The organism is Blattabacterium cuenoti (assembly GCF_014251555.1).
Taxonomy (GTDB): Bacteria; Bacteroidota; Bacteroidia; order Flavobacteriales; family Blattabacteriaceae; genus Blattabacterium; species Blattabacterium cuenoti_P.
Window position 1 is genome coordinate 385231 of sequence record NZ_CP059190.1, and the last position, 21926, is coordinate 407156.

Annotated in this window: 26 protein-coding genes; 2 read left to right on the top strand and 24 right to left on the bottom strand. The window is 27.6% G+C overall.

Going from position 1 to position 21926, the window contains the following annotated elements; translation table 11 throughout:
- Positions 1-25: 25 nt before the first annotated feature.
- Genes H0H68_RS01820 through H0H68_RS01850 form a run of 7 tightly spaced genes read right to left on the bottom strand, consistent with a single transcriptional unit; the run spans position 26 to position 7235 of the window.
- The gene (locus H0H68_RS01820) at positions 26-1693 is read right to left on the bottom strand and encodes a diflavin oxidoreductase (RefSeq protein WP_185853631.1); all 1668 of its coding nucleotides are present in this window, start codon (positions 1691-1693) and stop codon (positions 26-28) included.
- A gap of 40 nt (positions 1694-1733) precedes the next feature.
- Complete coding sequence (gene cobA, locus H0H68_RS01825) at positions 1734-2525, bottom strand: uroporphyrinogen-III C-methyltransferase (RefSeq protein WP_185853120.1); 792 nt, start codon at positions 2523-2525, stop codon at positions 1734-1736.
- A complete protein-coding gene (gene cysK, locus H0H68_RS01830; RefSeq protein WP_185853121.1) occupies positions 2522-3433 on the bottom strand; it encodes a cysteine synthase A in 912 nt (303 codons plus the stop codon). The genes cobA and cysK overlap by 4 nt, the downstream gene beginning before the upstream one ends.
- Positions 3434-3454: 21 nt before the next feature.
- Positions 3455-4279, bottom strand: a complete 825-nt coding sequence (locus tag H0H68_RS01835) for a serine O-acetyltransferase (RefSeq protein WP_185853122.1) — start codon at positions 4277-4279, stop codon at positions 3455-3457.
- 14 nt (positions 4280-4293) lie between these two features.
- Complete coding sequence (locus tag H0H68_RS01840; RefSeq protein WP_185853123.1) at positions 4294-5547, bottom strand: sulfate adenylyltransferase subunit 1; 1254 nt, start codon at positions 5545-5547, stop codon at positions 4294-4296.
- 10 nt (positions 5548-5557) lie between these two features.
- A complete protein-coding gene (gene cysD / locus H0H68_RS01845) occupies positions 5558-6466 on the bottom strand; it encodes a sulfate adenylyltransferase subunit CysD (RefSeq protein ID WP_185853124.1) in 909 nt (302 codons plus the stop codon).
- A 34-nt stretch (positions 6467-6500) separates the two neighbouring features.
- Positions 6501-7235 (bottom strand): phosphoadenylyl-sulfate reductase, encoded by a 735-nt coding sequence (locus tag H0H68_RS01850; RefSeq protein WP_185853125.1) that lies wholly within the window; start codon positions 7233-7235, stop codon positions 6501-6503.
- Between the two features lie 158 nt (positions 7236-7393).
- Between H0H68_RS01850 and H0H68_RS01855 the strand changes: the two genes are divergently transcribed.
- Positions 7394-8623 (top strand): NADP-dependent isocitrate dehydrogenase, encoded by a 1230-nt coding sequence (locus H0H68_RS01855; RefSeq protein WP_185853632.1) that lies wholly within the window; start codon positions 7394-7396, stop codon positions 8621-8623.
- A gap of 9 nt (positions 8624-8632) precedes the next feature.
- Here the strand turns inward: H0H68_RS01855 and H0H68_RS01860 are convergent, their stop codons facing one another.
- The 5 genes from H0H68_RS01860 to menB form a co-directional block, all read right to left on the bottom strand.
- Positions 8633-9718 carry an acyl-CoA synthetase family protein gene (locus H0H68_RS01860; protein ID WP_238783933.1) on the bottom strand — a complete coding sequence of 362 codons (1086 nt, stop codon included), beginning with the start codon at positions 9716-9718 and terminating at the stop codon, positions 8633-8635.
- Positions 9697-10677, bottom strand: a complete 981-nt coding sequence (locus H0H68_RS01865; protein ID WP_317168021.1) for an enolase C-terminal domain-like protein — start codon at positions 10675-10677, stop codon at positions 9697-9699. Before H0H68_RS01865 ends, H0H68_RS01860 begins: the two co-directional genes overlap by 22 nt.
- A gap of 104 nt (positions 10678-10781) precedes the next feature.
- A complete protein-coding gene (locus H0H68_RS01870) occupies positions 10782-11477 on the bottom strand; it encodes a metal-dependent hydrolase (RefSeq protein ID WP_185853126.1) in 696 nt (231 codons plus the stop codon).
- Between the two features lie 5 nt (positions 11478-11482).
- Positions 11483-12388, bottom strand: a complete 906-nt coding sequence (menA, locus tag H0H68_RS01875) for a 1,4-dihydroxy-2-naphthoate octaprenyltransferase (protein ID WP_185853127.1) — start codon at positions 12386-12388, stop codon at positions 11483-11485.
- Entirely contained in the window at positions 12385-13215 is an 831-nt protein-coding gene (gene menB / locus H0H68_RS01880; protein ID WP_185853128.1) for a 1,4-dihydroxy-2-naphthoyl-CoA synthase, read from the bottom strand. The genes menA and menB overlap by 4 nt, the downstream gene beginning before the upstream one ends.
- A gap of 21 nt (positions 13216-13236) precedes the next feature.
- Between menB and H0H68_RS01885 the strand changes: the two genes are divergently transcribed.
- Positions 13237-13701 (top strand): hypothetical protein, encoded by a 465-nt coding sequence (locus tag H0H68_RS01885; protein WP_238783935.1) that lies wholly within the window; start codon positions 13237-13239, stop codon positions 13699-13701.
- On the opposite strand, the gene H0H68_RS01890 is transcribed toward H0H68_RS01885, so the two are convergent.
- Genes H0H68_RS01890 through rpsE form a run of 12 tightly spaced genes read right to left on the bottom strand, consistent with a single transcriptional unit; the run spans position 13675 to position 21923 of the window.
- The gene (locus H0H68_RS01890; protein WP_185853129.1) at positions 13675-14943 is read right to left on the bottom strand and encodes an SLC13 family permease; all 1269 of its coding nucleotides are present in this window, start codon (positions 14941-14943) and stop codon (positions 13675-13677) included. The two genes, H0H68_RS01885 and H0H68_RS01890, sit on opposite strands and share 27 nt — an antisense overlap.
- Before the next feature lie 34 nt (positions 14944-14977).
- A complete protein-coding gene (gene eno / locus H0H68_RS01895; protein ID WP_185853130.1) occupies positions 14978-16264 on the bottom strand; it encodes a phosphopyruvate hydratase in 1287 nt (428 codons plus the stop codon).
- A gap of 11 nt (positions 16265-16275) precedes the next feature.
- Positions 16276-16698: a 50S ribosomal protein L17 gene (rplQ, locus tag H0H68_RS01900; RefSeq protein WP_185853131.1), complete on the bottom strand. Its 423-nt coding sequence runs from the start codon at positions 16696-16698 to the stop codon at positions 16276-16278.
- Positions 16699-17700 (bottom strand): DNA-directed RNA polymerase subunit alpha, encoded by a 1002-nt coding sequence (locus tag H0H68_RS01905; RefSeq protein ID WP_185853132.1) that lies wholly within the window; start codon positions 17698-17700, stop codon positions 16699-16701.
- Positions 17701-17740: 40 nt separating this feature from the next.
- A complete protein-coding gene (rpsD, locus tag H0H68_RS01910; protein WP_185853133.1) occupies positions 17741-18349 on the bottom strand; it encodes a 30S ribosomal protein S4 in 609 nt (202 codons plus the stop codon).
- A 23-nt stretch (positions 18350-18372) separates the two neighbouring features.
- Positions 18373-18759, bottom strand: coding sequence for a 30S ribosomal protein S11 (rpsK, locus tag H0H68_RS01915; RefSeq protein ID WP_185853134.1), 387 nt, complete (start codon positions 18757-18759; stop codon positions 18373-18375).
- A gap of 13 nt (positions 18760-18772) precedes the next feature.
- Positions 18773-19153, bottom strand: a complete 381-nt coding sequence (gene rpsM, locus H0H68_RS01920; RefSeq protein WP_185853135.1) for a 30S ribosomal protein S13 — start codon at positions 19151-19153, stop codon at positions 18773-18775.
- Between the two features lie 3 nt (positions 19154-19156).
- Positions 19157-19273 (bottom strand): 50S ribosomal protein L36, encoded by a 117-nt coding sequence (rpmJ, locus tag H0H68_RS01925; protein ID WP_185853136.1) that lies wholly within the window; start codon positions 19271-19273, stop codon positions 19157-19159.
- A gap of 14 nt (positions 19274-19287) precedes the next feature.
- The gene (gene infA, locus H0H68_RS01930) at positions 19288-19503 is read right to left on the bottom strand and encodes a translation initiation factor IF-1 (RefSeq protein WP_014726678.1); all 216 of its coding nucleotides are present in this window, start codon (positions 19501-19503) and stop codon (positions 19288-19290) included.
- Positions 19504-19546: 43 nt separating this feature from the next.
- The gene (gene secY / locus H0H68_RS01935) at positions 19547-20938 is read right to left on the bottom strand and encodes a preprotein translocase subunit SecY (RefSeq protein ID WP_185853137.1); all 1392 of its coding nucleotides are present in this window, start codon (positions 20936-20938) and stop codon (positions 19547-19549) included.
- 12 nt (positions 20939-20950) lie between these two features.
- The gene (gene rplO / locus H0H68_RS01940; RefSeq protein WP_185853636.1) at positions 20951-21403 is read right to left on the bottom strand and encodes a 50S ribosomal protein L15; all 453 of its coding nucleotides are present in this window, start codon (positions 21401-21403) and stop codon (positions 20951-20953) included.
- A gap of 13 nt (positions 21404-21416) precedes the next feature.
- Positions 21417-21923: a 30S ribosomal protein S5 gene (rpsE, locus tag H0H68_RS01945; RefSeq protein WP_185853138.1), complete on the bottom strand. Its 507-nt coding sequence runs from the start codon at positions 21921-21923 to the stop codon at positions 21417-21419.
- Positions 21924-21926 lie beyond the last annotated feature (3 nt).

Consider the following 21926-nt stretch of genomic DNA (forward strand, 5'->3'; position numbering starts at 1 on the left):
AAAATTTAATTTTTCATCGATTTTTTTAGTATACGTCTTTCAAATATCTTCCATCTTTTTTCATTTTTTTTATAAAAAATTCTGGGTCACATTCTCCTACTTCGTCTATTACACGAAAAATCATTTTTTCAACATCTATACTCATAGGATTTTTTTTTCCACAAACATAGATGAATGCTCCATTTTTAATCCATGAAAAAAATTCTATTCGATTTTTCCATATTTTATCTTGGATATATATTTTTTTTTCTTGATCTCTAGAAAAAGAGAGACTGACATGATTAAGAACTCCTTTCTTTTTCCAATTTTGAATTTCTGTCTGATACAAAAAATCAGTATAAAAATGTTGATCTCCAAAAAATAACCAATTTTTTCCTGTAGCTTCCATTGCTTCTCTTTCATATAAAAAAGAACGAAAAGGAGCTATTCCAGTCCCAGCTCCAATAAGAATTATGTCTTTTTTAGAATTTTTTGGTAATCTAAACAATTGGTTTCTATAAATAAAAAAATCTAATTCATCTCCTTCTTTTAATTTAGATAAAAAATCAGAGCAATGACCATATACAGTTTCTCCATTCAATTGAAAACGATGACGAGATACAGTAATATGTATTTCATTATAATGAACTTTAGGAGAAGAAGAAATGGAATACAATCTTGGTTTGATAGGTTCCATTATTTTTATTAGGTCTCTTAACGAAAATTCCTTTTTTATAGGGAATTCTTTTAAAAGATCAATCAGTTTCCATTTTCGATTAAAAGGAATATATTCCCTTTCAGATAAAAGGGAATATTTTCTTAAAAAATTATCTGATAGATGAAAAATATTTAATTTTTTTTTTAAAAAATTAAATATTTCTTCTTTATATTTATATTCTTCATTTTTTCTATTTTTTAAAATCCATTCTATAATATCATGTATTTTATTTGAAGAATTTTCAGGGAACACTCCTATAGAATCTCCCGGAAGATATTTTATCTCATTTTGAACAGAAATTTCAATATGATGAATTTCTTTATTAGAGCCTCTTTCTTTATCACTTAAAAGTATATTATTCAAAACTTTTCCACATATTTTTTCCCTTCTATTTTCTGTATTTTGTTCATATTTTTTTTTTTGAAAAAAATTCAAAATTTCTAAAAACCATTTATCTGCTTCTTCTTCATAATCAACATCACATTTATGCAATGGAATGATTCTTACTGCTCCTATATTATGTAAACGTTTATCTACATCCACTCCTGCTTTACAAAAATGAGAATAAGATTTATCTCCTAAAGCCAATACACTATATTTTAAATGATTAATCTTAAAATCTGAATTTTTATGAATAAAATCAAAAAAAGATTTTGCAGAAGAAGGAGGTTCTCCTTCTCCATGTGTACTAATTATTATGAATAAATAATCTTCTTTTTCCAAATCTTGCAAACGATATTGATCTAAACTTATCAATTTCATTTGTAATTTTTTATTTTTTGCTTTTTGATAAATGTCAAAAGCTAAATTTTTTGCATTACCTGTTTCTGTCCCATAAACTAACGTAATTTTTTTCTCTTTTTTATTATTTAAAGAAGATTTTTTAGTATTAGAAGACACGAATCCAGACATATAGCCACACATCCAAATAATCTCTTCTAGAGAGGATTCTTTGATTAACTTAAAAAATGTTTTGTTATTTGATTCAGATAACATTTGATTCAATTTTAGAAAAGAAAATATTAATATCACTCAATCACTCAAAATAATTTTTTTTATCTAAAACATTAGAATTAAAAAACCATTTGAAATAATGATGTAAAACCACAATTTTACCTACAATGACTAAAGAGGGAGACATGAAATGATTTTTTTCCTTTATTAAATTTTTACAATTATAAAGGTTACTTGTATAGACTCTTTGCATAGGAGTAGTAGCTTGTTCTATTATAGCTACTAATTTATTCATATAAAAAAAATTTTTATTTTTTGTCAATCTATCAAATATTTCATATAATTTTTGAATACACATATAAAAAACTAAAGTATCTTGAGTTTTTATGAAATCTATCCACTGATTAAAATTGATAGAATCTGGATTATGAAGAGTAATAAAACGTACAGAAGAGGCATAACCTCTTGCTGTAAGAGGTATTCCAGCATAAGCAGCAGCACCAACAGCAGATGTTACACCCGGAATGATTTCGTAAGGAATATCATATTTTTTTAATTCCATTAATTCGTCCATAATATTGGAAAAAATAGAAACATCTCCTCCTTTTAATCTAACCACATATTTTCCTTTCAAAGCATAGTGAATTAATATTTTGTTGATTTTTTTTTGAGAAAAAGCAGTTTTTTTTATGGAATTTTTCCCTACAAAAATGAATTTTCTTTTATAGTTAGAATATTTTTTAATGATTTCAGGACTTACAAGACGATCTACCAATACTATTTCTGATTTTTTTAAATGATTCAGAGCTTTTATAGTAATCAAATCAGGATCTCCTGGTCCTGCTGAAATAAAAATTACTTTTTTTGTTATCATAAAAAAAGATTATCAACTGACAAGTATCTTTCTCCAGTATCATAATTAAACGTCAATATTATGGATTTTTCAGAAAACTTAGATAATTGTTGATCTATAGCAGATAAAACTGCGCCTGTAGAAATTCCAACAAGAATCCCTTCTTGTTTTGCTATTTTACGAACAAAAGTAAAAGCTTCTTCCTTAGAAACTAAAAAAGTTCCATCTAATATTTTGACATTCAAAATGGAAGGAATAAAACCTGCACCTAATCCTTGTAAAAAATGCGAATTGGCTTCTCCTCCAAATATCACTGGAGATTCCAAAGGTTCCACAGAAAAAATTTTTATATTTGGATATTTATTTTTTAATACTTCTCCTATTCCTGTAATATGTCCTCCAGTTCCAACTCCTGTAATAAAATAATCTATTCCTTCAGGAAAAGCATCTGTGATTTCCTTTGCTGTTGTATTTTTATGAATATTGGGGTTAGATATATTATCAAATTGTTTAGGCATCCAGGAATTAGGAATTGTATCAATTAGTTCTTCTGCTTTTTGAATGGCTCCCTTCATCCCTTCTTCTCTTGGAGTCAAGACAAATTTAGCCCCAAAAATAGAAAATAATTTTCTTCTTTCAATACTCATAGATTCTGGCATGACTAAAATAAGACGATAATCTTTCACAGCACAAACCATAGCTAATCCTATACCTGTATTTCCAGAAGTAGGTTCTATGATTAGATCTCCTTTATGAAGGATTCCTTTTTTTTCAGCATCTTCTATCATAGATAATGCAATTCTATCTTTTATACTTCCTCCTGGATTATTTTTTTCTAATTTTATCCAGACTTGGTGATTGGGGTATAATTTATTAAGACGAACATGAGGTGTATTTCCAATAGTTTTTAAAATGCTATCAACTTTCATTTTTCATTTCTTTTTTTTTTATTATATCATAAAATTAATAGGATCAGGAAAAGGACTATTATTTCTCATTTTTATTTCGCTTTTTTGATATACTATAGAAAAAGGAGGAACACTTTGTGTTAACCAAACATTTCCTCCAATTACACTATCATGACCTACTATGGTTTCTCCTCCTAAAATCGTAGCACCCGCATAAATAGTAACTTGATCTTCTATAGTAGGATGACGCTTTTGATTCGATAATTTTTTATCCACATGGATAGCTCCCAAAGTAACTCCTTGATATATTTTAACTTTATTACCTATTTTTGTACTGGAACCTATAACGATTCCTGTTCCATGATCAATTGCAAAGGCATTCCCTATTTCTGCAGATGCATGAATATCTACTCCGGTTTTACTGTGTGCATATTCTGTAATCAATCTTGGAATAATTGGAATTTTCTGAATCCAGAATTGATGTGCTATTCTGTATAATGCAGTGGCAAAAAAACCAGGATAAGAAATAAAAATTTCTTCTATAACTGTTGCAGCTGGATCAGATTCAAAAATAGCATAAGCATCTTTTATTAATGTTTGATAAATATTGGGAAGTTCTTCAAAAAATTTTCTAGAAAGATTATCGGAATTTTTCTGATCAATATTCAATTCAATAAAAATTTCGTATAAAAAATTTTTTAATTTTTTATAATTTTCTTTGAAATAAACTACATTTTGTAAAATATGTCGATCAGAAGTAAACAGAAAATTGAATAAAGCTTCTACAAATTTTTCAGATTTTTTTTTATTAGGAAAAGGATCTCTTTTTTTGTTATTTTCAAATATAGTATTTAAAAAATCTAACATTTATTTAATTAAATTTATTGAATCATGCAAGCAGACACTGTAGAATAACTTGTTTCATCTATTAAAATACAAGCTCCATTTTCTTTTATTTTTTTATAAGAATCGTGCGGAACTGGTACAGATGTTTTTACTTTTACTTTGACTAAATCATTCAATCCAGCATAATCTGGTGTATTTTCTCTTTTTAAAGTATTCACATCTATACGATAAGAAATATTTTTTATCCGAACTGGAACTTGAAAACTGTGAATTTGAAATAAGTATTTATCTCCCATTTTTAATGGTTTATTTGACATCCAACAAAGAATCATCTCAAATTCTTGAGAAAAAATAGGAAGATCATCATCTTTTTTCACTATAAGATATCCACGAGAAACATCTATTTCATCTTTTAAATACATAACTATACTTTGGGGAGAAAAACCTTCCTCTATTCTTAATCCGTTTTTTTCCATTTTTTTTATAAATGTATGATTCATAGAAGGATAAATAATTACTTCATCTCCAACTTTATATATTCCACTAATAATTTTTCCAGCATATCCACGAGATGGATTATGCTTATGATTGGAACAAATGACATATTGAACAGGAAATCTAGAAGCTTCTAAATAGGTTTTTCTTTGAATAACAACATTTTCCAATAAAGAAAGAAGACTTGGACCAGAATACCATTTCATATGAGATGATTTATCTACTACATTATCTCCATTTTTTGCACTAATTGGAATCATGTATACGTCCTTTAAACCGACTCTACGAGCAGTGACTTGATACTGACTAATAATCGCTTTATAAATACGATCATCATAATTAATTAAATCCATTTTGTTAATAGCAAGTATAATTTTTGGAATATTGAGCATCCCAAGAATTAAAGAATGTCTTTGTGTTTGTTCTACTACTCCATGACATGCATCAATTAAGATAATAGCCAAATCCACATGAGAGGCTCCTGTGACCATATTTCTGGTGTATTGAATATGTCCTGGAGCATCAGCTATAATAAATTTTCTCTTAGATGTAGAAAAATATTTATAAGCAACATCAATAGTTATTCCTTGTTCTCTCTCGGCTCGTAATCCATCAGTAAATAGAGATAAATCGATTTTCTCTTTTTGATTTTTTCCATGTTTTTTTATACTTTTGTCTGTGACAATAGATAATTGGTCCACAAGTATGGAATGACTGTCGTACAATAAGCGTCCAATCAGAGTGCTTTTCCCATTATCCACGCTTCCTGATGTCATAAATCTTAAAGTATCCATTATGAATTTTTTAAAAATATCCTTGTTTTTTTCTATCTTCCATAGCTGTCTCAGATAAAGAATCGTCTATTCTGGTTTGACCTCTTTCACTTATTTTTGTGTCTAAAAGTTCTTGAATTATTTGTTCGACATTAGTAGACATTGATTCTATAGCGGCAGTACAAGTCATATCTCCTATAGTTCTATAACGTAATTTTTTAATGTGGACAACTTCATCAGGATTAGGTTTAATCAAATCAGATATAGCCATCCATTTTCCTCGAATATTAATAGCTTTTCTTTCATGCGAAAAATAAATGGAAGGTAGTGAAATATTTTCTTTTTTTATATAATTCCATACATCGAGTTCTGTCCAATTACTAATTGGAAAAACTCTCACATTTTCTCCTTCATGTATTTTTCCATTATAAATATTCCATAATTCAGGTCTTTGCAGTTTAGGATCCCAGGATCCAAATTCATTTCTAATAGAAAAAATTCTTTCTTTAGATCTTGCTTTTTCTTCATCTCTACGTCCTCCTCCAATACATGCCTCAAATTGAAATTCTTCAATAGTATCTATTAGGGTATAAGATTGCAAAATATTCCTATTGGGAAATCGGCCTTTAGGCTCAGATAAATTTCTTTGAACTATAGTATCTTCTACTTTTCGTATAATAATTTCTTCTTTAATTTCTTTTACTAAACAATCTCTAAATTCTAATGTTTCAGGAAAATTATATCCAGTATCAATATGAACTAAAGGAAATGGTATTTTCCCAGGTCTAAAAGCTCTTAAGGCTAAATGAACTAACAAAATAGAGTCTTTTCCTCCAGAAAATAATAAACACGGTTTATCAAACTGTCCTGCTACTTCTCTATAAATGTGAATGGATTCTGATTCTAATTCTTCTAAGTAATTTAAATAATAAGTTTTCATGTTTATCCATTTTATGTCATTTTTTACGAATTTTTTACTTTTTAATATGTAATCCACATTCTTTTTTTATAGAATCATTCTCCCACCACCAACGTCCACTTCGGTAACTCTCACCAAATCTAACGGAACGAGTACATGGAGCACATCCTATACTTAAAAAACCTTTGTCGTATAAAGAATTATAAGGAATTTTGTGTTTTTTGACTATTTTTTCTATGGTTTCTAATTTCCAATTATAAAGAGGATGATATTTAATCAAATGATATTTTGAATCCCATTCCAAATAATTCAGTTTTTTTCTTTCCATAGAATGTTCTGCACGTAATCCAGTGACCCATACAAAGTTTCCTTGTAAGGCTTTTTTTAGGGGCTCTACTTTACGTAAAAAACAACATTTTATTCTATTTTTTACATTATCATAAAATGAATTTGGTCCATTTTCTGATAAAAATTCCTCTAATTTATCTTGATTAGGATAATAAGCAGAAATAGAATATCCATAAAATTTATTTGTATCTTCCCAAACTTTATAAGTTTCTTCAAACAGCCTTCCTGTATCTAAAGTGAATATTTTTATGGGAATTTTATTTGATAAAATGAAATGAGAAATCAATTGATCCTCAATATTAAAACTTGTAGAAAAAACTATTTTTCCTGGAAATAAATTTGAAAAAGTTCTTAATTTATCCTCTACAGAAGTGGATTTGATTTCTTTTGAAAGATCAGATAAACATTCTTGTGATGAAACTTTCCATTTCATATTTTTCATTCATTACCATAAAAACAAAAAAACCCTTCGAATCATTCAAAGGGATGGAAGATAAATCTAAACATTCTTCTTACACAAAGATAAGAATTTCTTTAGATTTATTTATTATTTTGCTAAAAACATGTAATATTATTTTGTTTAAAAAATTTTATAATTTCATGAAAAAAATTAAAGTTAATAATCCTATAGTAGAAATTGATGGAGATGAAATGGCCAGAGTTATATGGGAATACATTAAAAAATATTTTATTTTTCCTTATCTAGATATAGATATTATTTATTTTGATCTAGGAATCAAAAATAGAAATCTTACCAATGATCAAATTACCATAGAAGCTGCTTATGCCATCAAAAAATATAATGTTGGAATTAAATGTGCAACAATAACACCGGATGAAGATAGGATAAAAGAATTTCATTTAAAAAAAATGTGGAAATCCCCAAATGGAACTATACGGAACATTATTAATGGAACCGTATTCAGAGAACCTATCATAGCTAATAACATTCCTCGTCCAATTTCAAATTGGAAAAAACCCATATGCATAGCCCGGCATGCTTATGCAGACCAATATGAAGCAATAGATTTTATAATTGAGGAAAAAGGAAAATTGTATATTTATTTTCTTCCAGATAACAATAAAAGTAAAATAAAAAAATTTGAAATCCATCATTTTATGGGCCCTGGAATTGCTATGGGAATGTACAACACAGATCAATCCATATGTAGATTTGCTCGTTCTTGTTTTAATTATTCAATATATAAAAAATGGCCTTTGTTTCTTTCTACCAAGAATACTATTCTTAAAGAATATGATGGAAAATATAAGAAAATTTTCCAAGATCTATATGACAGTGAATTTAAATCAAAATTTGAAGAACTAAAAATTACTTATGAACATCGTTTAATAGACGACATGATAGCAAAAGCTATCAAATCAAATGGAGGATTTATATGGGCTTGTAAAAATTATGATGGAGATGTCCAATCTGATTGCATTGCCCAAGGATTTGGTTCATTAGGAATGATGACTTCAGTTTTACTTACTCCAGATGGAAAAACTTTAGAATCTGAAGCTGCTCATGGAACTATAACTCGACATTATAGATTACATCAAAAAGGACAAAAAACTTCTACCAATCCTATTGCTTCTATTTTTTCTTGGACTAGAGGCCTTAAACATCGTGCTTTTTTAGATAAAAATCTGGATTTAAAATATTTTTCTGAAAAAATGGAAAAAACATGTCTAGATTTTATAGAATCCGGAAAAATGACCAAAGATTTATTTCAATTAGTTTATGGAAGTGAATATAACAACAAAAAAAATTATTTAGATACCAAAACTTTTTTTAAAGAATTAAAAATTTTTTTCGATAAAAAAATGTAATACAAATTTTTATATTTTTATTTTTTGAATTAATTTTTTCATTATTTCTTTTCGTCTAAATTTTCCAAGTGAATTTTCTATAAAATGAGGAACAAAGAAAATATTTTTTGGTTTGAAAAATTTATTTTTTCCATTAAAAAGAAATTCTGGAAGTTTGAATGGGAAAGGAGAACCCTCGATAATTAATACTATTTTTTCCCAAAAAATTTTATCTGGAATTGAAGATATAAAAAATCGTTTATGAAAAGGGATAAAAGAACTTATGTACTTTTCTATTAATTCAGGAATAATTTTTATTCCTCCACTATTGATTACATTATCATATCTTCCTTTCCAGTAAAATGTATCACTAGACATCATATGAACTATATCATTTGTTTGTATAAAAGAATCCATAAAATATGAAGATAAAATTCCTAAACAATTTCTTTCATCTACACTCAAATGTAGATCTTGAAATGATTTATAAAAAGTAGATTTATTTGAACCATTAATTTTTCTTAGAGCTATATGACCTAATGTTTCTGTCATCCCATAAGTAGCATAACAAATAGTTGAAATATTTTGCAATTTTTTTTCTAAAAAATTGGAAATGGAACATCCTCCTATTAAAATAATTTTAATATATTCTAAATATCTCAAACTAAAAAAAACTTGCATGGGAACCATTGATGTAATATCAAAATATTCTTTGATATTTATCAGAGGATTAGATGATGGAGGGACACAATAGATTTTCCACTTAAAAATAATAGCACGAACTAAAAACATTTTAGCTGCTATAAAATCTGGAGACAAACATAACAAGCCTCTAACTCCTTTATTTTTTAGTTTTAAAAATTCTACAGTTTTTATAGCTCTTTCAAACATATGCTTTTTTTTCAAAAATATTGTTTTAGGATAAGCTGTTGTTCCTGAAGTTGAAACGGATAATACAGATTCATTATCATACCATTTCTTTAAAAAAGAAAAAATAGCATTTTTCCACTGACAATTTTCTTTGCAAGAATTATAATAAGAACCAGTCAATGTTTTTTTAGAAGAAAAATCTATCCACATTTTTTTTTCATTTATTAAAAGAATGATGTTTCCCATTTCATGGATGGGTTATACCAAATAGAACCTTTTTTAATTTCTAAAGGAGAACTCCAGTTATTCACATACAAAACTCCTGTATTTAATCCATGAACATGAGAATAAATATTTTGATTTTCATATTTTTTTTTCATCATAAAAGTCCATTGAGCTACAGCATTAATTCCAATATTGCTTTCTAAAGAAGAACTAATCCACCATTTAATTTTTCTTTTGTTAGCTTCTAATATCCATTCTTTAGATCCATAAAATCCTCCATTTATGCTAGGCTTTAAGACCACATATTTAGGATGAATAACATCCAATAATCTTTTTTTATCTTTTAATTCATAAATTCCTTCTAATTCTTCATCTAATGCTACAGGCAATTTTGATTTTTGACAGATTTCTGACATCTTTTTCCAATTTCCAGATAATATTGGCTGTTCCATTGAATGAACTATATTTAAATCATAAAGTTTATTTAAACAAGACAAAGCTTTTTTGGAATCTTCAAAACAACCGTTTGCATCTACACGTATTTTTATAGACGGATATTTTTCTTTTATTTTTTTTAAAATTAAATATTGATAATCGAATAAATCAGCACTAATTTTCATTTTTATAAATGAAAACCCTTTAATAATTTTTTTTTCTATTTCTTTTATTAAATCATCTTTTTTTTTGGAATGAAGCCATATCAAAGCATTTATAGATATCCCTTTTTTTCCATGAGTAAATTCAGAATCATATAATATAGGGAATTTGTTTTTTAAACTTAAAAAAGCTTGTTCTAATCCAAAAAATATGGATGAATATGAAATATACTTACGATAATAATGTACTTCTGTTTTTTTCAAAGAAACTACCTTTTTGGAAAGATTTTCTAATTCATTTTTAAAATAATTGAAATTTTTTGAAACTGATTTTTCCAATATCGGATTACATTCTCCTATTCCTATTTTATTATTTTGTTTCAAAATAATAAACCAAATAGTATTATAATTAAATATTCTGTTAGAATTAAATATTCTTCTTCTAAAGAAGAAAGTTTTTTTTTTAAAAAAAAATTTATTTTATCCATTTAAATAAATATAGTTTCTCCCATTTCTAAAAGAATCAGTTCTTTCCCTTTTTTATAAAACTTTTTTTTTGCTTCATCTTTATTAATTTGAATTTCTTCAAAAGTATTATAATGAACTCCTAATATTTTTTTGCATTTCAGAAAATCTGAGGCCATAATCGCTTCCTCTATATCCATCGTATATCTACCTCCTATCGGTAAAATAGAAAGTTTTAGTTTTCCAAAATTAGGAATAATATGCATTTCACTCGTCAAAGATGTATCTCCCGATATATATAAATTTCCCTCATCTGTATGTAACAGAAAACCACCAGGATTTCCTCCATAAGTTCCATCATTAAATACACTAGAATGAGCTGCCCAAACATATTTTAATTTACCAAAAGAAAAAGAAATGAAAGAACCATAATTCATGCCATATGTTTTAATTCCTTTCTTTTCAAAATAATTAGAAATTTCATAATTAGAAATAACTAAAACATTATTAAATTTTTGTGAAAAAAATTCTACATCACATACGTGATCATAATGAGCATGAGTTAACAACATATAATCTACTTTTCTTAAATGATTAATATGTTCCAAAAAATTTATATTTTGAAAAACAGGATTTCCAGAAAAAAATGGATCTATTAATAAACATTTATCATGTATTTCTAATATACATGTGCTATGAGAAAAAAAAGTGATTTTCATAATATTTATAAAAAATTGCTAATACCTATACTTAATCCATACAAAAAAGTAATTAAAACTAGTCTTTTTAACTCTAAATTGAATAATTTTTTATCCTTTAAAAAAAAGATTCTTTTTACATGAAAAATCAAAAAAATAACGACTAATATAAAAATAAGCCACTGGTAAATAGTTTTTTGATTCAAAAAAATAAAAAAACCTCCTAAAAAAACTGAAGTAAATATGGAAATCATATGATATAATTTCGCACGTTTTATTCCCAACCATCCTGCCATAGTATATTTACCGTTTTCACAATCATTATCTAGATCTCTCATATTATTAATATTTAAAACAGCTACACTTAACAAACCCATAGATGAAGATAATAAAAACATATCCATTTGTAGAGTCTGTGTATATAAAAAATAACTTCCTTCTACCGAAAGAAGACCAAAAAAAATGAAAACAAATAAATCCCCCATTCCTACTATGTATCCATAAGGAGAAGGTCCAATAGAATACTTTATAGAACTATAAATACAAACAAGAATTCCTATAAAATAGAATAAAAAAACAAAAATCTTTTTAAACGGAATACTTTGATAAAGTAATAAAAATCCTGATAAAAAAGACAATACGGAAAGAAGATAAATAGCTTTTTTCATCTCCAATAAAGAAAGAAAACCAGATTGAATTGTTCTTTTAGGACCTATACGTTTAAAATTATCAATTCCTGTTATGCTATCTCCATAATCATTTGAAAAATTAGCCAGTATTTGCAATAATAAAGCTGTAAGAACACATAAAATATATACATTAAAATTAACATTTACTCTAGACTTAGATATAAGAAAACTTAAAGTTATTCCAGAAAAGGACAAAGGTAAAGTATGAAAACGGGCTGCATAGATCCAGTATTTCAATTTCATAAAAACCTTGTAAATTTTTTAAAATTAGGATCTCTCTTTTCTAAAAAAGCTTTCTTTCCTTCCTGAGATTCTTCCATCAAATAAAACATTAAAGTAGCATCCCCTGCTAACTGCATCAATCCATGTTGTCCATCTAATTCCGCATTTAAACAACGCTTGATCATCCTTAAACACATGGGGCTTCTCTTTTGTATTATTTTGCACCATTTTATAGTTTCTTCTTCTAATTTTTTTTGACTCACAACTTTATTGATCAATCCCATTTCTAAAGCTTCTTTAGCCGTGTATTCTTTACATAAAAACCACATTTCCCGTGTTCTCTTTTGACCTATATGACGAGCTAAATAAGAACATCCAAATCCTCCATCAAAAGAACCTACCTTAGGACCAACTTGACTAAAAATAGCATTATCAGATGCAATAGTTAAATCACAAACTACATGTAATACATGTCCTCCTCCTACAGCATAACCATTCACCATAGCTATAACAGGTTTAGGAATTTCTCTTATTTTTTTATAAAAATCTAAAATATTCAATCTCGTAGTTCCATCTTTTCCTAAATAACCACCCAATCCTCTTGTCGTTTGATCCCCTCCAGAACAAAAAGATTTATCTCCAGACCCCGTTAAGATTAATATATCTATATCTTTTCTATTACTACATATATCTACAGCATCTATCATTTCATTTACTGTTTCTACACGAAATGCATTATGACACCATGGTCTGTTTATTTCTATTTTAGAAACTCCCTTCCAAAAAAGAAATAAAATATCTTCATATTTTTTGATTGGAATCCAATTTATCTCCAAGGTAGAATTCATAACAAAATAAATTAAAAATTGATGTTTATTTTTACATTTTTACAAAATAACAAAAAAAAATACTTTAATTATGCTATGTATCGTAATATATTCTCAGTATCAATAGGAGTAATGATAGGTTTCATAGAAATACTTTCTGCTATTAAATTCATAAAAAAATGGTTTATTAAAATTGAATCCATTCCGTTAAAAAAATTAAAACACATTTTTGTTGAAGCTCCTGCTGAATTTTTTTTAGTTCTAATTTTTTTCTATGCTTTTAGTGCCTTATTAGGAGGAACAATAACTGCTTTTTTTGCACAAAACGCAAAAAAAGCTTACGCTATATTAACTGGATTTATTTTATTTTTTATAGCATTATTTCATGTATTTTTCTATCCATTCCCCTTATGGTTTAAAATAGTAATACTTCCACTTTTTTTTCCTTTTTCGTATTTAGGAGGAAACTTTATAGAATTCTTACAAAGAAAAAAATGGATAAATTAATAAATAAATAAATCCGGATATGTAGCCAATCAAAGCTATCCAACTGATTTTTTTCAAATACCAAAAAAAATCTATTTTTTCCATTCCCATAGCAGCCACTCCTGCAGCAGAGCCTATAAGAAAAATGCTTCCACCTGTACCAGAAACATAAGCTATAAAATGCCATAAATCATGATCAATTGGATAAGAAAACATGGCTATAGTAGCAGCGACCAAAGGGACATTATCTATAATAGAAGAAATCAATCCAAATATAAAAGTTGTAATTTTCCATGTAGAAACAGTCTCATTAATCCAATGAGATAAACTATATAATTTTCCCAAAGATTCTAAAGAAGAAACTGAAAGTAAAATCCCCAGAAAAAACAAAATACTAGAAAAATCCAACTTTCTAAAAATATCATCTATAGATAAAACAGACTCTGATTTATATTTTTTCACTACACAAAGAAGAATACCAAGAGAAAACATCATGCCCATGTATGGAGGTACTCCCGTTATAGTTTTGAAAATAGGAACAAGTAACATTAAAAATAGACCTACTTTCAACATGAAAAAACCTTTATTGATATTATCTTTTGATAATTCATTTTTTTTAACTTGAAAAGTTCCATTAAAAACTGGCATACAAGATGCTATTAAAGTGGAAATAAACATGCATAATATAGATGGAATAAATATTTTTTTAACAAGATGTATAGTCGTTACTTTGTTAGAAATCCATAACATTGTTGTGGTTATATCCCCAATTGGAGACCAAACTCCTCCTGCGTTAGCAGATATTACAACTGATCCCAAATAATATAAACGTTCTTTATAATTAGAAACTGTTTTTCTAAGAAGAGAAATTAAAACAATAGTTGCTGTTAGATTATCTATTATAGCAGATAACAAAAAAGAAGCTAAACTCATTATCCACAAAAATCTACGTTTTGTATTCGTGTAAAATAATTCTCTCAAAGCTTCAAATCCAGAAAATCTTTCAATCACAGCAATAATAGACATAGCCCCAATAAGAAAAAAAACAATTTCAGAAGCTTTTCCTAAATGAAGCAATAACAAATATTTGGGATCCTTTTTAATTATTAAATGTTGACCAAATTCATAAACAGGAAGATTGAATAACATAATTAATGACCAACAAGTAGTAGCCATCAGAATAGATGGAATAACTTTATTTAAAGAAAATAAGTTTTCAAGAGTAATGAATAAATATCCAAGTATAAAAATTAAAATGACCATTGATTCTTAATTAATCATTGATGGAATATTTTATTTATATCTGATTCCATCCTGAATAAAAAGAATATTGACCAAGCGTTTCTTCAATGCGTAATAATTGATTATATTTTGAAATTCTTTCAGAACGACAAATAGAACCGGTTTTAATTTGTTCAATATTAAATGCAACAGAAAAATCTGCTATAAAAGAATCCTCTGTTTCTCCAGAACGATGAGATATTATATTTTTATACTTGTTCTTTTTAGCCAAATTAATCGTTTCAATTGTTTCTGTTAATGTTCCTGCTTGATTAACTTTTATAAGAATAGAATTTGCTATTCTATTTTTGATTCCTTCATTTAGTTTACGGACTTGAGTAACAAAAAGATCATCTCCTACTAATTGAATCTTATCTCCCATTTCATCCGTTAATAATTTCCATCCTTCCCAATCATTTTGATCCATCCCATCTTCAATAGATATAATTGGATATTTTTTAATTAAATAGGATAAATAATGAACATGTTCTTCCTTAGATTTTTCTGAATTTTCCGTTTTTTTTTCAAATTTAGAATAGTCGTATTGATTATCTTTATAAAATTCAGAAGCAGCACAATCTATAGCTATTCCTATTTGATCATAAGGTTCATAATTCGCCATATGTATAGCTTCTAATATATGATCTAAAACATCTTCTACTCCATCAAAATTAGGAGAAAAACCTCCTTCGTCACCAACACTTGTAGACAATCCTTTTTGATGTAAAAGATCTTTTAATTTATAAAAAACCTTATGTCCCATTTGAAGTGATTCCATAAAAGTATTAGACTTAACAGGAACTATCATAAATTCTTGAAAAGCTATAGGAGCATTAGAGTGTCTTCCTCCGTTTACTATATTAATTAAAGGAGTAGGTAAAACATTTGTATAAACTCCTCCTACATATTTATAAAGAGGAATTTTAAGCTCATTAGAAGCAGCTCTTGCCACTGCTAATGATATAGCTAAAATTGAATTAGCTCCCAGTCTTTTTTTGTTAACTGTTCCATCTAATTCTAACATTAATTTATCAATATGAACTTGATTAAAAATAGATTTTCCAATTAATTCAGGAGCAATAATGCTATTAACATTCTGAACAGCTTTCAAAACTCCCTTTCCAAAGAAAATATTTTTTTGATCATCACGTAATTCAAAAGCTTCATGTTCTCCTTTTGAAGCTCCAGATGGAACAGAAGCACGTCCACACACATTTTTTTCTGTTATTACATCTACTTCCACAGTAGGATTTCCTCTTGAATCTAATATTTGTCTGGCCTGAATGCTTTTAATTTTACTCATTGTTCATTTTTTTAGTCTGTTTTTTTTCTACTGCGTCTTACAGACTTTTTTATTATTTTTTTAGATGTGTAAATCTCATTAAAATCTACTAATTCAATAAAAGAAAGAGATGCTTGATCTCCAATACGAAATCCTGTTTTTATAATTCTAGTATATCCACCAGGACGAATACGAACTTTATCAAAAATATTTTTAAATAACTCTGAAACTGCAGTTTTATCTTTTAGATACGAAAAAATATTTCTTTTGGAATGTGTAGTGTGAATTTTGGATTTTCTAATAATAGGTTCAACATATTTTTTTAAAGCTTTAGCTTTGGCTAAAGTCGTAAAAATCCTTTTTTCCTTAATCAAAGAAGAAGCAAGATTAGAAAGAACAGATTTTCGATGTCCATATTTTCTTCCTAAATGATTATTCTTATTTCTATGATTCATCTATTCTTTATTCTTTAATCTATATTCTGATATGTCCATTCCAAAATATAATCCTTTTTCTTTCATTTTACTTTCCAACTCATCTAAGGATTTTTTACCAAAATTCCTCATTTTTAACATGTTATTTCTATTACAACAGACCAAGTCTGCTATAGTTTCTATAGAAGCAGACTTTAAACAATTTTTTGTACGAACAGATAGATCCATATCACTTAACCTAGATTTTAACAAAGTACGCATTCGTAAAAACTCTTCGTCATATTTTTTATCTTTATTAATTTCTTCTTGTTTCTTTTTTCCTATTTTTTCATAAGAGAAAATAGAAAAATATTGAATTAATATTTTAGACGCTTCCATTAAAGCTGATTTCGGACAAATAGAACCATCTGTTTTAATTTCTAATGAAAGATTCTCGTAATCAGTTTTTTGACCAACACGACAATTTTCTATTGTATATTTTACATTTCTAATAGGAGTATAAATAGAATCTATAGGAATTGTTCCGATCAAATCATTATTATTACTCTTATTTTCTTCTGCAGGGACATAGCCTCTTCCTTCTTCAATTGTGAAACTGATTTCCAATGTAACAGATTCGTCTTTATTACAAATAATCAAATCATCGTTTAAAATTTGAAATCCAGAAATAAATTTATTTAGAATTACTCCCGTTATCTGTTTACCATGATGAATAGATGCATTAACTATTTCTTTATGAACTTCTGGAACTTTTCGTTTTAAACGAATTTTTTTGAAATTTAAAACTATTTCAGTCACATCTTCAACTACCCCTTCTATAGTAGAGAATTCATATTTAACTCCTTTAATCCGAATAGAAGTAACCGCAAAACCTTTCAAAGATCCTAATAATACTCTTCTCAATGCATTTCCCAAAGTTATTCCATATCCAGGTTCTAAGGGTCTTAAATGAAAAACACCTTTATTATCTGAAAACTCAGACATTGCAATTCTATCAGGTTTAACAAAATCTAGAATAGCCATATATAATAATATAATATAATGAATGTATGATTAACTTCTATTATTTTGAATATAATTCAACAATAAGTTGTTCTTTAATATTTTCAGGAATTTGTGTTCTTTTCGGTATCACTCTAAATATACCAAACATATTTTTCTCATCCAAAATTAACCATTCTACCAATGGTCCTGATTTTTTTTGGATAGAATCTAATATAACTGGATGTTTTTTAGATTTTTCTTTTACTTGTATTTTATCTCCTGGTTTTAATCTAAAAGATGGAATATTAACTATATGATCGTTCACAACAATATGCCTATGCGAAACAATCTGACGTGCAGAAGATCGAGATGGCGCAAATTTGAGTCTAAAAACTATGTTGTCTAGACGACTTTCACATCCTTGCAATAACAATTCTCCAGTAATTCCTTTTTTTCTTGCAGCTTCAAAAAATAATCTTTCAAATTGATGTTCTAATATACCATAAGTATATTTTGCTTTTTGTTTTTCTATCAACTGTATGAAATATTCTGAACGTTTTACTCTGCGACGACTATTCCCATGTTGCCCAGATGGATACTTTCTTCTTTCAAAATATTTATCTTCTCCATAAATGCATTCACCAAATCTTCTAGAAATTTTAGTTTTAGGTCCTATATATTTTGCCATAATTTCTTATAAGTATTGAGACATTAAACTCTTCTTCTTTTAGGAGGACGACAACCATTATGTGGCAATGGAGTTATATCTTTTATCATTGTTACCACAATTCCAGAATTACTCAAAGCTCGTATAGCTGCATCTCTACCAGCTCCAGGCCCCTTCACTTTTACTTCTACTTTTTTGATTCCAGCGTTGATAGCTTCTTTTGCTACATTTTCTGCGGCCATTTGAGCTGCATATGGTGTGTTTTTCTTAGATCCCTTAAAATTCATTTTACCAGCAGAAGACCATGCTATAACCTCCCCTTTTTTATTTGTTAACGTTATAATAATATTATTAAAAGTGGATTGAATATGAGCCTCTCCCAAAGGATCAACAACTACTGATCTTTTTTTACCAAATGATGATTTTGCCATAAAGATTATTTTATCACTTTGTAACTTTCTTTTTATTTGCTACAGTTTTTTTTCTTCCCTTTCTAGTTCTGCAATTATTTTTTGTTTTTTGACCTCTTAGTGGCAATCCTTTTCTATGTCTTGTCCCTATATAACAACCAATGTCCATCAATCGTTTAATATTGATCTGAATATCAGACCTTAATTCTCCTTCAATTTTTACATTATTAGATATATATTTTCTAATTTTACTAATGTCATCATCAGACCAATTTTTTACTTTTTTACTTTCATCTATGCCAACAGAATGCAAGATTATTTTAGATAAACTCCTTCCTATCCCATATAGACAAGTAAGACCTATCAATCCTCTTTTAGATATAGGAATATCCACTCCTGAAATTCGAACAGCCATATATTAACCCTGTTTCTGTTTAAATCTAGGATTTTTTTTATTAATAATCCGCAAACGTCCTTTACGTCTAACTATCTTACAATTCTCAGTTCTTTTTTTTAAAGAAGCTCTGACTTTCATAATATAAATTTTGATTAATATCTATAAGTAATTCTACCTCTTTCTAAATCATAAGAAGACATTTCTAACCTCACTTTATCTCCTGGTAATATTTTTATATAATGCATTCTCATTTTACCGGATATATGAGCTTTAACAATACATCCGTTTTCCAATTCAACACGAAACATTGCATTTGGAGACGATTCTATAATGGTCCCATCAACTTCAATATGCTTCTGTTTAGCCATAATAAATAATTAATTTTAGTTATAAAATAATATACAAAAAAAATTATAATCTAGTATATCTACCACTACGATTTTTCATCATCATCAATCCATCATAATGATAATTTAATAAATGAATATTCACTTGTTGTGAAATATCCAAAATAACTCCTACTACAATTAACAATGAAGTTCCTCCATAAAACAATGCAAAATTTTGAGTTATTCCTATTCGAAAAACTATAGATGGTAAAATAGCTATTAAAGCTAACAAAATAGCTCCGGGTAACGTTATTTTAGACAAAACACTATCTATGTATTCGGCAGTTTCTTTTCCGGGTTTAATTCTTGGAATGTGACCTCCATTTCTTTTCAAATCATCAGCCATTTGATTTACTGGAATGGTAATGGCTGTATAAAAAAAAGTAAACACTATTACCAATACAGAAATAGTCAAATTGTACCAAAAACCATAAATATCTTGAAAAAGATGAAAAAAATTCTTAATTTTGACATTTTTTACATAATCAGAAAAAGTTAAGGGAAAAAGCATTATAGCTTGAGAAAATATAATAGGCATAACCCCAGCAGCAGTCATTTTAAGCGGTAGATACTGATGTTTTTTGTGAATTAATTGAGATCCTAATCCTAAAGATTTATAATGGGAAACATATTGAACCGGAATTTTTCTAATGGCTTGAATAATTACAATGGAAAATAAAATGACCAATAACCATAATAAAAATTCGAGAAATAATACTATTAATCCTCCATTTCCAATTTCCAATTTTCTAAAAATTTCTTTAGCTATAGCATCTGGTAAACGTGCTATTATTCCGGACATAATTATTAAGGATATTCCATTTCCTATTCCCTTATCTGTAATTTTATCTCCTAACCACATAGTAAATAAAGTTCCAGATGTCAAAATTGTTATTCCTATAATCCAAAACATACTTTTTCCATAAAAAGTACTTATGTCAATTAAATAAGTATTAACAGAAGAATTGGATGAAAAAGGAATAAATTGCTGAGTTAAAGAAACGAGATATACAGGCGCTTGTATTAAACATATTCCTACAGTCAACCATCTTGTGATGAAACTAATTTGTTTTCTTCCACTTTCTCCATCTCTTTGCAATTTTTGTAAGTAGGGAATAATAATGCACATTAATTGAATAATAATAGAAGCAGATATATAAGGCATAATCCCTAAAGCTAAAACTGAAGCACGATTAAAAGCACCTCCAGTAAAAGAGGATAATATTTGCATTAATCCTTTAGATCCTGAATTAAATTTTTCCATAAAATCACTAATTCCCAAAGGATTAATTCCTGGAAGTGGGACATAAGCACCAAAACGATATACCAATAATAAACTCAGAGTTATTATTATTTTTCTTCGTAATTCTTTAATATTCCAAATGTTATGAAAAAATGTTAAAAAATTATCCATAATAATTTTTTATCATATAGATAAAGCTTCCCCTCCTGTTTTTTTAATAGATAACAAAGCTTTTTTGCTAAATTTAGATGCATATATTTTTAATGAAGAACGTAGTTCCCCCCTACCCAATATCTTGATAAGATTATTTTTTCTTGCCAAATTATTTTTTAATAAAACTTCTTGATCAACAAAATCTTTAATTTTTCCTCGATTTACACAATTTTGAATTGTATCTAAATTAATCAAAGAAAATTTCTTTCTCAAAAAATGTCTTCTGAATCCAAATTTAGGGATTCTTCTTTGAAGAGGCATTTGTCCTCCTTCAAACCCTCTTTTTTTGGAAAATCCAGATCGTGATTTTGCACCTTTATGTCCTCGCCCACAAGTTCCACCTTTCCCAGATCCTTGACCTCTTCCCAATCTTAATTTTTTTTTATTGGATCCATTTTTTGGAGATAATCGATTGATATCTATTGAAATATTTTTTTCATCCATTATATACTTTTTTGATGGTGATTCCTCTCTGTTTTGCAATAATGTGAACATCCCTCATTTTACTCAAAGCTTTAATAGTAGCTTTAATAATATTATGATGATTAGAGGATCCTTTGGATTTTGACAAAACATTTCTCAACCCTGAAGCTTCAAGAACAGCTTTTAAAGGTCCTCCTGCTATAATTCCAGTTCCATCAGAAGCTGGTCGAAGAAGAACACGGGCACCTCCATATTTAGCTTCTTGTTCATGAGGAATTGTTCCATTAGAGATGCAAACTTTACAAAGATTTCTTTTAGCTTGTTCTCCAGCTTTGTGAATAGCATCAGGTGCCTCCTTGGATTTTCCAAAACCATAACCAACTATTCCATTCTCATTTCCTTTAATAACAATAGCACTAAAACTAAAATATCTTCTTCCTTTAGTCACTTTACATACTCTTGTGACACCAACTAATTTTTCCTTTAATTCTAATCCTGTATATTTTTTTTTATCAGACATTCT

Bases quoted from the DNA above. Each gene is read 5' to 3' on its own strand.
- H0H68_RS01860 (WP_238783933.1), bottom strand. From the start codon at position 9,718: ATGGGAAACATCATTCTTTTAATAAATGAAAAAAAAATGTGGATAGAT.
- H0H68_RS01835 (WP_185853122.1), bottom strand. From the start codon at position 4,279: ATGTTAGATTTTTTAAATACTATATTTGAAAATAACAAAAAAAGAGAT.
- menA (WP_185853127.1), bottom strand. From the start codon at position 12,388: ATGAAATTGAAATACTGGATCTATGCAGCCCGTTTTCATACTTTACCT.
- H0H68_RS01885 (WP_238783935.1), top strand. From the start codon at position 13,237: ATGTTTATTTTTACATTTTTACAAAATAACAAAAAAAAATACTTTAAT.
- menB (WP_185853128.1), bottom strand. From the start codon at position 13,215: ATGAATTCTACCTTGGAGATAAATTGGATTCCAATCAAAAAATATGAA.
- rpmJ (WP_185853136.1), bottom strand. From the start codon at position 19,273: ATGAAAGTCAGAGCTTCTTTAAAAAAAAGAACTGAGAATTGTAAGATA.
- secY (WP_185853137.1), bottom strand. From the start codon at position 20,938: ATGGATAATTTTTTAACATTTTTTCATAACATTTGGAATATTAAAGAA.
- H0H68_RS01850 (WP_185853125.1), bottom strand. From the start codon at position 7,235: ATGAAAAATATGAAATGGAAAGTTTCATCACAAGAATGTTTATCTGAT.
- rpsM (WP_185853135.1), bottom strand. From the start codon at position 19,153: ATGGCTGTTCGAATTTCAGGAGTGGATATTCCTATATCTAAAAGAGGA.
- cobA (WP_185853120.1), bottom strand. From the start codon at position 2,525: ATGATAACAAAAAAAGTAATTTTTATTTCAGCAGGACCAGGAGATCCT.
- H0H68_RS01890 (WP_185853129.1), bottom strand. From the start codon at position 14,943: ATGGTCATTTTAATTTTTATACTTGGATATTTATTCATTACTCTTGAA.
- H0H68_RS01820 (WP_185853631.1), bottom strand. From the start codon at position 1,693: ATGTTATCTGAATCAAATAACAAAACATTTTTTAAGTTAATCAAAGAA.
- H0H68_RS01840 (WP_185853123.1), bottom strand. From the start codon at position 5,547: ATGGATACTTTAAGATTTATGACATCAGGAAGCGTGGATAATGGGAAA.
- rpsD (WP_185853133.1), bottom strand. From the start codon at position 18,349: ATGGCAAAATATATAGGACCTAAAACTAAAATTTCTAGAAGATTTGGT.
- eno (WP_185853130.1), bottom strand. From the start codon at position 16,264: ATGAGTAAAATTAAAAGCATTCAGGCCAGACAAATATTAGATTCAAGA.
- H0H68_RS01870 (WP_185853126.1), bottom strand. From the start codon at position 11,477: ATGAAAATCACTTTTTTTTCTCATAGCACATGTATATTAGAAATACAT.
- rpsE (WP_185853138.1), bottom strand. From the start codon at position 21,923: ATGTCTGATAAAAAAAAATATACAGGATTAGAATTAAAGGAAAAATTA.
- H0H68_RS01905 (WP_185853132.1), bottom strand. From the start codon at position 17,700: ATGGCTATTCTAGATTTTGTTAAACCTGATAGAATTGCAATGTCTGAG.
- H0H68_RS01855 (WP_185853632.1), top strand. From the start codon at position 7,394: ATGAAAAAAATTAAAGTTAATAATCCTATAGTAGAAATTGATGGAGAT.
- cysK (WP_185853121.1), bottom strand. From the start codon at position 3,433: ATGAAAGTTGATAGCATTTTAAAAACTATTGGAAATACACCTCATGTT.
- rplQ (WP_185853131.1), bottom strand. From the start codon at position 16,698: ATGAATCATAGAAATAAGAATAATCATTTAGGAAGAAAATATGGACAT.
- rpsK (WP_185853134.1), bottom strand. From the start codon at position 18,759: ATGGCAAAATCATCATTTGGTAAAAAAAGATCAGTAGTTGTTGATCCT.
- infA (WP_014726678.1), bottom strand. From the start codon at position 19,503: ATGGCTAAACAGAAGCATATTGAAGTTGATGGGACCATTATAGAATCG.
- cysD (WP_185853124.1), bottom strand. From the start codon at position 6,466: ATGAAAACTTATTATTTAAATTACTTAGAAGAATTAGAATCAGAATCC.